This is a genomic window from Dokdonella sp. (genome assembly GCF_049593775.1).
In the GTDB taxonomy this organism is placed as follows: Bacteria; Pseudomonadota; Gammaproteobacteria; order Xanthomonadales; family Rhodanobacteraceae; genus Dokdonella.
Map to the genome: position 1 here is coordinate 1 of NZ_JBAWHJ010000038.1, position 9592 is coordinate 9592.

A 9592-nucleotide genomic window follows, 5' to 3' on the forward strand; every position below is an offset into this window, starting at 1 on the left:
GGACATTGCAGCCCTCTTCACGCAGGACCTTGACCAGTGCATGCAAGTCCTCCACCCGATAATTCACCATGAAGCTCGCGGTGCCGGGTGCAAACGGATCGCCCTGCACTGAACCAATGGACCAGGCGGTCGTTCCGGAAACCGGATTGCCTTCACTGTCGGACCACGCAAAGGACGTGCCTCCCCAGTCCTGCACATCGATTCCAAGGTGCCGCCTGTACCAGGCCTGCAGCCCCGGAGCATCCTTGGCCTTGAAAAAGATGCCGCCAATACCAGTCACTCGCTTCATGAAACCCCCGTGGTGATTGTGTTGCGCCGGAATAGCTGATCGCTACGGATCAGCGCGTGAATCAGGTTGACCAAAAAACCGTGCGCCGGGTTGACTCGCGTCGACGCGCCTCGGCCTATGCCAGTGAGCGGACCATGAATACGTTGAAATCAGTGGCCTTGTAGTCACCGAAGGCCCCGCACCAGTTAAACCCATTCTTCAAATACAACGCGTGCGCCGCTGCAAACGAGTCACCTGTTCCAGTTTCAAGATACACCCGCTTGTAGCCGCGCACGCGCGCCGTCCGAATGATCTGATCCAGCACAGCCTGGCCCACACCCTGTCCAAGGAACGCGGCGCGCGTCCGCATCGACTTGAGCTCGGCCGTTTCCGAATCATGCTCCTTCAATGCGCCGCATCCGCACAAGCGCCCATCCATCCAGGCCGACCACAATGTGATGTCTGTTGCGCGAAAGCTGTCCAGCGCCAGCGCATTCACATGCCCCGGCGGAGAATCTTTGTGCATGCCAGAGAGATGCTCGAGGATCAGTGCCTGAACCTCCTCTCCAGATGCGTCATCTATTTGAAGTTCGATTGTCATGGTCGTGGGGAAGTCATCCAGCCTGACGCCGGAACCTGGTGGAACTTTCAGCCGTGCCCGCTGGAGCCAAACAGGAATGGTATCGGTCGGAAGTCCGCGGCAAGCCGCCCTGCTTGACCCAGAATGCTTGAAAACACATGCGCATGGCAGAGCCTCGACGCAAATTCTGCTGGAATGAATGGCGCGGGCTAATCAGCAACGCAGAATCTTCTTCATTGCCATTCCCTCTGCAAGCTCATCGATCAGCTTGTTTGAGAAATCGTATCTTCTTCATGAGTGGATCAGCCACATCCTCGACGCATACGCCACATACCATGCCCTTGACGAGCGAGGCGTCGGGATGGAGCGCAGGTGCTCGTTCGAAAAATGCGTCCAAGTTGCTGTTCGCTCAATCTGACTTTTCAGACCGACCTGGTCGTATCCAGTGAGCCAGCCAATGATCACGTCGACTTCATCCTTCTTGCGGTTCCTGCGTTCCGCGTTCTGGACATGGAGCGGAAATGCCCTGAGGTTGGGCACGCTCGGCGATCATGCATCCGGACTGTTCACAAACAAAAGTACAAGCCCGCTTGTGGCTGCGTAAATGAAGGCGCCATCAAACGATGCAGACCCCATCTGGGTTTGCCACATCTGAAACAGCGCGCCACCCATCACGACGAAACCGCCAAACCAGACCACAAGCGCCATACCGGCCCCGAGAATCGCGTATCTCTTGGCCCCGTTGAATGCGTCGGCGTCCCGATTCCGGGTTTGCCAGAGATCCCATGCTCCTTTCAGCGAAAGTGCGCCTATCAGGAACTCTCCCAGAATGATGACAAGGAACGCCACCGATATCAGTGCTGGACTGGTAATTGGCGGAACGATATGAGCTGCGTAGGCCTCGTGCCCCTCCATTCCGAGCACGTATGCGACCGCTCCGACACCGGAGTCCCAATTTGCAAGGTTGCCGGCTACGTAGAACCACCCCTGCAAACCGACAAAAACAACCAGAACGATTTTCAGAAATCGAATTGCCATCGACCTTCTCCTCCACGGATATCGGATTGCACCCGCGCCTTGGACAACACATTGCTGACCGGGCTCGGGTCTCATGTTTGCAATGATCGATTCCATCGGTCAAACAGCGCTCCGAAATCATCTTCGATCGTTGCCTCAGATCCAGCGCCTGACCGTGTCCACATACTGCGCATACGGTTTGCCGAACTTGTCCAGAAGCAACCGCTCTTCGGGAATGATCTGAAAGCGCGTGATGTAGGCTACAAAGACGACCAGTGCAACTAGCGACAGTGGATTTCCGAGGTAGACGCACACGCCAAGCAGAATGAAAGCCATGCCCAGGTACATCGGATTTCTCGTGAATGCGTATGGCCCGGCCTGGACAATCGCAGTCGACTTCTCGGGCGAGAGCGGGTTAACCGTGGTCCTGGCTTTTCGAAAAACCAGCAGGCCGGAAAGATCGAGTGCAATGCCAGCCAGCACAAGGATCACGGCAATAGCCAAGCGAGCGGGCAGCAAATAGGTGATTCCTGGCAGCAGCTGCGCAAGCGCCCAGGCCAGCCCCGCGCATGCGAGGGCGATGACTGGCGGGGGAATCTTGTGATCTAGCGATTTCATGCTGTGCTCACCCATCCTGAAATTGGCCGTGTCGCCAGGCGGCATCGGCATTGAGGTGTCTTCAGGCCGGCATGCACCCGCCGAGATTTACGATGCGCCTGGAGGAAGCCGGATACTTGATCAGAAGTTGCGGTGGCCGGACCGGGCGCTTCGTGAGGTTGCCAGCGCAATTCGGACACACGCCTGCCAGGACATCACTGGCGCACTCTGCACAGACCGTGCATTCGAAGCTGCAAATGACCGCGTCGGACTCTGGCGGCAGATTCTTGTCGCAGCGTTCACAATTCGGGCGAAGCTCAAGCATGGTCAGCCTCCTGCGTGAGTTTCCTGATGGGCCGCTTGCGTACGAACAAGGCTGGCCGTTGATTCGGCAGTAACCTTGAAGAATGGCTTGTTGCGATCCTGAACATGGAAGATACCAAACTTGGTGTGATCAGGGGTGCGGTGCAGGCCGCCTCGACGCCCGGCCTGCGCTCACCGGGGCGCCTTCACAGGCACCACCAGGCTCAGGGCCGCGTGGTCAATGGTTTCGAGATGCTCACGGAATATGGCTCGAAGACCCAGCTACGCACCATTTCCATGGGTTGTGGGTGGGTCATCGTGTGGCATTCAAACGGCGATGCCTACGTGATCGACCTGGGCCTTCCACAAAATGCAGCGTTCACTCTTCATTGCCTGGCTGGTTCCGAATAGAGCCAGCAACGAGTCCAAAGACTTTCCGACTCGTTTCAGATCGCTTGTTCCAGGGATGACCTTCGTGTGCGCGGCAGTGGGTGCTTCTGGCGTCCGATGCCGGGGCAAGCTGGATTGTCTGGCGGCTAAGACCTGAGCTCGCAACGGGATCCCGTTGGCAAGTACGAGTCCGGCTTCTGAGCGGTTTCGCCATCGTCATGAAGATAGCCGAGTGACCTCCGCCTCGCGAGGGCATCGTCCATCGATACCCATGCGCTCGCCGCGATCAGCAATTGCGGATGCGAGACCCGGCGAGGCAATCTGCCCGATGAAACAATGGGATTCGTCACGGTCAGCTAGTGTCGCGTGACGACGATCGGTTCCCCCTTGGTGATGATCATCGTGTGCTCGTACTGCGCGGACAAGTTGCCTCGCGCTCCAACGAGGGTCCACCCATCCGATGTTTCGGTTACCAGGCGGCTCTTTGTCGAGAGAAACGGCTCGATGGTGATGACCATGCCATCTTCCAGAATGCGCCTGTCCGCGGGATCGAAGTATCCGGGAATGTGTTCGGGCTCTTCATGAAGTGCCCGGCCAACTCCGTGGCTGCCAAGATTCTCGATGATCTTGAAACCATATGTCTTCGCAGTTCGCTGGATCGCGGCACCGATACCGTTGATCGGCTGGCCAGCCCTGGCCTGCTTCATGGCTTGCTCGAGAGCGGTGCGGGTGGCGTGGCATAGACGCGTCTTCTGCGGGTTGGTCGGCGGTACGACTCGGGTGCCTCCGGTATCGGCAAAATAGCCACCCAGCTCGGCGGAAACATCGACATTCAAAACGTCGCCCGGTCGAATCACCCGGTCACCCGGAATACCGTGCGCGGCTTCTTCGTTGATGCTGATACAGGTGGAACCCGGGAAGTCATATGCAAGTTTCGGTGCGGATCGTGCGCCGAATTTCTCCAGCAGCTGCCCGCCAAGCGAATCCAGTTCGAGCGTCGTCATGCCGGGTTCGGCAGCGTCGAGCATCTCATGGAGAACGTATGAAACGATTCTGCCTATTCGTTTTAGTGCAACGACATCGTCTTCTGTTTCGATGGTCATGGGAGCTCCTGATTCATGGTCTGTAACAGCTGGTTGGCATAGCGCCGTTGTCGGCAAATGGGTCGTGGAATGGCGTGATCGTTGTCCGCATGAGACCAGGCGCCTGTATGGGCCGTTCCGCGAATCACGCTCGCCTCGAATGAACCGATGATACTCAGCTTGTCTGCCTTGGCGCCGACTGCGGTCGCGGCAGATGAATGACGTGCTTGCGGAAATTGATGACGGTGCCGGGCATTGCGTCACTCAGGACGAATGCGATAGGCAGATCCGGTTCTGCATCCAGCACGACGCGAGCCTCGAATCCACGCGCTTTAAGGAACCTTGCCGCACGTTGCGCGCTAGCAGCAGGGTCGCTCGTGACCAGCCCGATACTGGAGGTCGCGCCAACAAGCTTCTGCAGAACCTCAGGTGACGAATGGTTGATGATGGTTCCATCCCACATGATCGATCGCTGGACACCGCCCGTATTGAACTGAAACCGCTCGCGAATTCCATGCTCGGCCAGCAACGCGACAACAGCATCCTTGGCCTGCGCTGAAGCGGCAGAGAAGATGCGCGAACCCCGATCTGGAAAGGGAAGCGGATTGCGCCCCGTAGCCAACAGAAAGGTCCACACGAAATGGCCGACGCTGAGCACGGCAGCAAGTACGACTAGCCAGGCCGGAATGTACATGACCTTCCCCGAAATGCGCACCTTCGCTGATCTTCAAGGGGCGACCATGTTGATCAGCCATTGGTCAATCCGATTGTGCAAAACACCCGGTTGCCCCGGGGAGCCTCCAGGCACCTCACGATTTCGCTGGCCATTCTACGCTGCCTCGCTTCCGGCAGACATTGCCGCGGCGATGTGAACCTGCCGCGCAGAACCTTTCCCTGCTCAAGTCGTGCCCGCCAGATCCGGCTGCCAGCGCGCAGACGGACTTTCCTTGCGAGTTGCGGTGTGTGGATTTCACGAGAAATGCCGCCAGTATCAAACCCTGGGTTCTCACGGTTCGGGCTTGACCGGCATGTTGCCGCGGACCCAGTCCCGGTGAAGCATCAGGAAAATGATCGCGAAGACGGCTTCAAGCACAGCACCGCTGGCCGCAACGATCTGAACAGAGGCTGCCAAATATCCCATCGCAAATCCCGCGACGGCCAGAGACAAGCCCAGCATCCAGTAGAGGCGCATGCCGTAGAGCGTGGCGAATACCAGGTAGCGTCCGCCAATGATTAGCAGCATGGCCGCAAAGAACCAGCCAGGCTGCTGCAAGCCCAGCGCATAAGCCAGTGGCAGGCAGAATATGAGCCAGAATGTGCTGGCTGCTGCCAACCCGCCCATCGGATTGCCTTTGGTGTGGGCTCCACGTGCACCGCGCAGCCTGCAGACAAGCACAGAGACCGGGTGGATCAGCATGCCGCCGATGAGAAGCGTCAGGACTGCATTCTGAGCAGAGCCAAGAATCGTGACGCCTGCCGCCACGGTCCATGCCAGCGCCGACGCCATGATTCCAGCGCCTCCGCTGAGATAGCCGGTCCGCATGTCCCCCTGTGCTTCCGATATCGACATTGTCATGCCTGCATGTCTCCTCGCGCGTTGGCGCACCAGAACATCAAGAGACGCTGCTGTATAAGCAGCGAATTCACCGTGCAAGCGTAACTCAGGCACAAACTGGACATCTCGATCTCGCGCTTCGCGCTTTCTTCAGGCCGAAGTGACCGTTTGCCGGCACGACCCGCCTGCGAGGCTCCAGCCACGACATATCCATCACAGAACCCGAGCTGACCTGCAACGGCCCCCGCGTGTCTTTCCGAATTTCTGGCTAGCCGGAGTGCCGAACTCGCGCCGCCACAATCTCAACCTGGAGCTTCCCCCACCAGGAATTCGCGTACCTGTGCAGCCATCTTGGTGGCACGGGGCGGCCAAACCGGTGCTTTTTCAGCACGCGCGTCTTTAGCCATTCTTTCTCGAACCCGCGCCACTCAGGCGCTGGCATCCCCCAAAGGTTGAAGGACAAGGCCGGCCGGACTTCATTCCAGAAAATCGCCTCAAGCTCTTCGATGGCGTACTTCGACTCGGCACATGCATCCGCGATTCGTTGCAACTGATCTTCGGGATCCGAATCCATCCAGAAATGCTGTAGTTCATCCCAGATCGGCACGCGGTCCGTCAGATCCAGTGAAGGCTCAACCATGGCAACCCGCTTCCGGGGCAAGGAGACCGGCGTTGAAAGGAAGACACCACCCCAAGCGCAACGTGGCACGGTGCTCGCCTGACCAGCGAAGGCCAGCATGGCTGGATACTCTGGCGAGGCGCGTCTCGGCATGGCACGCATGCGCGTTCATGGCTGGCTCCGATACAGAAGCAAACCGAGACCGGGTTCGCGCTGCCTGATTGCCCAGTGATGTCGAAGTTTCGGAATGTGTCGGCGAGTCGAAGTGGTACATGCCAATCATGGTTATCACCTGCCGATTCCGGATAGTGGCAAGTGGTCGCAATTGAATCCATCGACCACCCTTGCCGCGCAAGCGTCGCACCCGACGTGCTCGGCAACATGTCTCGCACACCCGATAGGCACCCGGGTCGCCGTCTTCAACGGACTCTGGAGCTGGGCAGGAATCATCCACCTAGTTGAACATGTCTGCTGCAACTTTCCATGCGCCATTCTCTTTCACCCATACCACCAGCTAGTAGCCTTGTACGCTCGAACCATCCGCCAGTTTCGTGATTGCAGGGCCGTAGTCACAAGCCATATCCCCGTTTGACGAGATTTTGGCAAAGTTCGATTTCCAGGAAACCTGATCATCGGAATCCAGCATTGTCCTGGTGGCACTGCGCATGTCTTCAATGCCCACGATGGGCGCAGCCTCTGGCGCTATCAAGATTGAGTCCTTGACCATCAATGCCATTGATCCCATCCAGGTCACGTTCACCAAACGTGCCGGACCATCTGGCCTCCAGATCTACAATTTCACTCGAACCCGTTCCGATTTGGACGGCCGCAATGGCAGCTTCGTGCGCAACAGTGTCGCACCTGGAAAGAGCCCGGGCAGCGACAGCGATTGCAGCGTTCATGCATTTGTCCTGAATTGAACGAGCATCTATGCCCAGCGTCCAATGCCATGCAGATGCTCTGATGCCCAACACTGAACTTGTGCGGCGGCGCAGCCGACTGCATGGACGAAGGGCATGGCCTTACCCGATGTCCATGGAAAGCGGACCACACCAGATGAGCGTGTTGCAGACAACGACTTGGTTGATGAAGAAGCCGCCCAGAATACTCATCAGTGCAAGCATCAGCACCGTTGCCGGATGCTGGGTGCGCCTGGCTGCAATGACCCCGAGGATCAAGCCAATGACAGCACCGGGTAGCGAGCTCATGTGCCCGAGAACAAGGAGTCCCTCTGGGTGCGCTGCGCGCCAGTTGACGAGCATGTAGGCCACAAAGGTAGTAGCAACGGCCAACGACGTGCCACAAAGAAATAGCGGCTTGGTGCGCAACGCGGCAGCCAGGCCGAGGGCGCTTGCGGAAACAACAAGGTAGTACCAGAGACCCACGAAGAGCGGATCACCAGCGAACAGGACCATAAGCGGCAGCGAGAGCGCAACGAAACCTGCGATGGATGCATCCAGTTTTCGAGATGGCTGCATGTGACTACTGATCCCGGGTATGAGCCGCGCGTGCCAGAGCGTCGTCTCGAGTCAATGGCTAGGACTCGGCTACTGGACCATTGGCATGTCCGTCTTCGAGCTTGCGACAGATTGAAGCGAGGATTCGACTGTAGCGCCGACTTGCCGATACATGCCAAAGCAGGAAGCCAAGCTGCGCAAAGAATGCCATGCCGAGAGCAACCAGGTCTTGGCGCAGGAGCCCATAGCCTCCGAATGCGAAAATCGGAACAAGCGCTGCCAAATAGAATCCCCAGCGATTCAACGAACCCTCCTGGTGTGCAAAGTAGGAGATCAGTGCTTTCTCGTCGGACGTGAAGTTCACGGTTGTACCCCCAGGGTCAGCTTTTTCTTGCGGTTTGGGTAAGGCTGCTGTTGGAGCCTGCCGTAGTAATTGAACTATCGAACGCGATCAACTGGAACCTCGGCTCAAGCGCCCCCGCTGACATGCTTGAACATGTGAATGTTGGTGGGCACAAAGCCGAGGCTGGCATAAAGCGAGCGAGCGCCGGAGTTGTGACCGTACACGTGTAGCGCTATGCCGTGCAGACCCATGGCTTCGATTTTTCTTTCAAGTTCCACGAATGCCTTGCGTGCATGCCCTTTGCGCTGGTGCCCGGATGCAACCTCAACCTTGTAGACGTAGGCGATTGGCTGGCCAAACTTTGCTTGCTCCTCAAACCAAAGCATTCCCACAGACTCACCGTCTGGGCCCACGATGCAAAAGAAGTGATTGCCTTTCGAGGAAAGGCCAAGGGGCAGGAGCTTTTCATGCTCCGCTCGGGAACGTTCTGCAGATTCTTCCTGGGTCCACAGGCCTGCAATGACTTTCTCGGCTGCGTGCTCTGGAATGGAGCACACCAGCCATGCAGTGAATTCGGCTTCGGTCATTCGACGGAGAGTAGTCATGGAATCGCCAAGGGTGCCCAACACTGGAAGTGTGTCGCCGCGCTAGCGGTCGATTTGTTCGAATAGAACGTGACTTCCTGCATCCTGCGGTCTCGCGTCCACGATGGTGGTTCTACACAAGCTTGAGCGGAAGGGAAAGCCTCCCTGAAGTCTATCTCGGTTGCAGTGGGCGTGGCAGATCCAGATCTTGCCAACCCGGTGCTCTCGAATGACCGGATCAGCGTGACCGTCGAGATCTGCGTCCCCATGATCGATGCCGTGAAACGGTTGCCGTGAGATCTGGAAAGCGTTTTGCAGCCCCTGTGATAGCGAAGAAGACCTGCCGTGGCACGCATCTTCGGGTGCAAGATGTATTGAGTACGAGTTGCGCGTGCGCTTGATGGCTACACGATGCGTCAAACCGTACTTCAAGAGAATTCACAGCAACTCGCGATCGGTGCATCGCCGCCTAACTAGACAACGCGTAGGCAGCACAGGAACAACTCGATGACTGACCCCTACCCAGATCTGGTCGCATCGATCGATGACCTGCTCATGGACCCGGTTGTCGATGCTGGAGAAGAAGCGGCCCGTCCCTGGTGATCGCCGATAGAGCGTGGCCGAGCAGGCTTTTACCGCGTGATTACGCATCAGCCGCTCGATGCGACGTCGGCCGACCGATTCGCCATCCTTGCGCAGTTGGGCATGGACACGGGGACTGCCATAGGTCTCCCGGCTATCCCGATGCACACGCCGAACCTTGGCGATCAACGATCTCTCATCCTTCGCTCGCTGAC

Annotated in this window: 13 protein-coding genes and 2 pseudogenes; 1 reads left to right on the forward strand and 14 read right to left on the reverse strand. The window is 57.8% G+C overall.

The annotated features are described in order from the left end of the window. From WBP53_RS01310 to WBP53_RS01335, 6 genes and pseudogenes are all read right to left on the reverse strand, one after another. The coding region (locus WBP53_RS01310; RefSeq protein WP_423925154.1) for a VOC family protein at positions 1 to 289 on the reverse strand (289 nt) is incomplete at its 3' end. Positions 290 to 404: 115 nt separating this feature from the next. Continuing rightward, on the reverse strand, positions 405 to 869 hold the full coding sequence (locus tag WBP53_RS01315) for a GNAT family N-acetyltransferase (protein ID WP_423925156.1): 465 nt from the start codon (positions 867 to 869) through the stop codon (positions 405 to 407). Between the two features lie 235 nt (positions 870 to 1104). After that, positions 1105 to 1388: pseudogene (locus tag WBP53_RS01320) on the reverse strand (DUF2200 family protein). Between the two features lie 9 nt (positions 1389 to 1397). Further along, entirely contained in the window at positions 1398 to 1886 is a 489-nt protein-coding gene (locus WBP53_RS01325; RefSeq protein ID WP_423925158.1) for a DUF2165 family protein, read from the reverse strand. A gap of 135 nt (positions 1887 to 2021) precedes the next feature. Then, on the reverse strand, positions 2022 to 2483 hold the full coding sequence (locus WBP53_RS01330) for a methyltransferase family protein (RefSeq protein WP_423925160.1): 462 nt from the start codon (positions 2481 to 2483) through the stop codon (positions 2022 to 2024). Between the two features lie 61 nt (positions 2484 to 2544). Further along, entirely contained in the window at positions 2545 to 2787 is a 243-nt protein-coding gene (locus tag WBP53_RS01335) for a DUF1272 domain-containing protein (RefSeq protein ID WP_423925162.1), read from the reverse strand. Positions 2788 to 2891: 104 nt separating this feature from the next. Here WBP53_RS01335 and WBP53_RS01340 point away from each other — a divergent pair, with 104 nt between their 5' ends. Then, entirely contained in the window at positions 2892 to 3176 is a 285-nt protein-coding gene (locus WBP53_RS01340) for a hypothetical protein (protein ID WP_423925164.1), read from the forward strand. A gap of 335 nt (positions 3177 to 3511) precedes the next feature. Here WBP53_RS01340 and map read toward each other — a convergent pair whose 3' ends face one another. From map to WBP53_RS01380, 8 genes and pseudogenes are all read right to left on the reverse strand, one after another. After that, positions 3512 to 4258: a type I methionyl aminopeptidase gene (map, locus tag WBP53_RS01345; protein WP_423925166.1), complete on the reverse strand. Its 747-nt coding sequence runs from the start codon at positions 4256 to 4258 to the stop codon at positions 3512 to 3514. 154 nt (positions 4259 to 4412) lie between these two features. Continuing rightward, on the reverse strand, positions 4413 to 4931 hold the full coding sequence (locus tag WBP53_RS01350; protein WP_423925168.1) for a hypothetical protein: 519 nt from the start codon (positions 4929 to 4931) through the stop codon (positions 4413 to 4415). 312 nt (positions 4932 to 5243) lie between these two features. Next, on the reverse strand, positions 5244 to 5813 hold the full coding sequence (locus WBP53_RS01355; protein WP_423925170.1) for a DUF7010 family protein: 570 nt from the start codon (positions 5811 to 5813) through the stop codon (positions 5244 to 5246). A gap of 247 nt (positions 5814 to 6060) precedes the next feature. Beyond that, positions 6061 to 6531: a DUF7079 family protein gene (locus WBP53_RS01360; RefSeq protein WP_423925172.1), complete on the reverse strand. Its 471-nt coding sequence runs from the start codon at positions 6529 to 6531 to the stop codon at positions 6061 to 6063. Positions 6532 to 7433: 902 nt separating this feature from the next. Then, positions 7434 to 7889, reverse strand: a complete 456-nt coding sequence (locus tag WBP53_RS01365) for a hypothetical protein (RefSeq protein ID WP_423925174.1) — start codon at positions 7887 to 7889, stop codon at positions 7434 to 7436. A gap of 58 nt (positions 7890 to 7947) precedes the next feature. Further along, a complete protein-coding gene (locus tag WBP53_RS01370) occupies positions 7948 to 8232 on the reverse strand; it encodes a hypothetical protein (RefSeq protein ID WP_423925176.1) in 285 nt (94 codons plus the stop codon). Between the two features lie 104 nt (positions 8233 to 8336). Next, entirely contained in the window at positions 8337 to 8798 is a 462-nt protein-coding gene (locus WBP53_RS01375; protein ID WP_423925178.1) for a GNAT family N-acetyltransferase, read from the reverse strand. A gap of 642 nt (positions 8799 to 9440) precedes the next feature. Continuing rightward, positions 9441 to 9566, reverse strand: a pseudogene (locus tag WBP53_RS01380) (IS3 family transposase); the annotation flags it as partial. Positions 9567 to 9592: the final 26 nt, after the last annotated feature.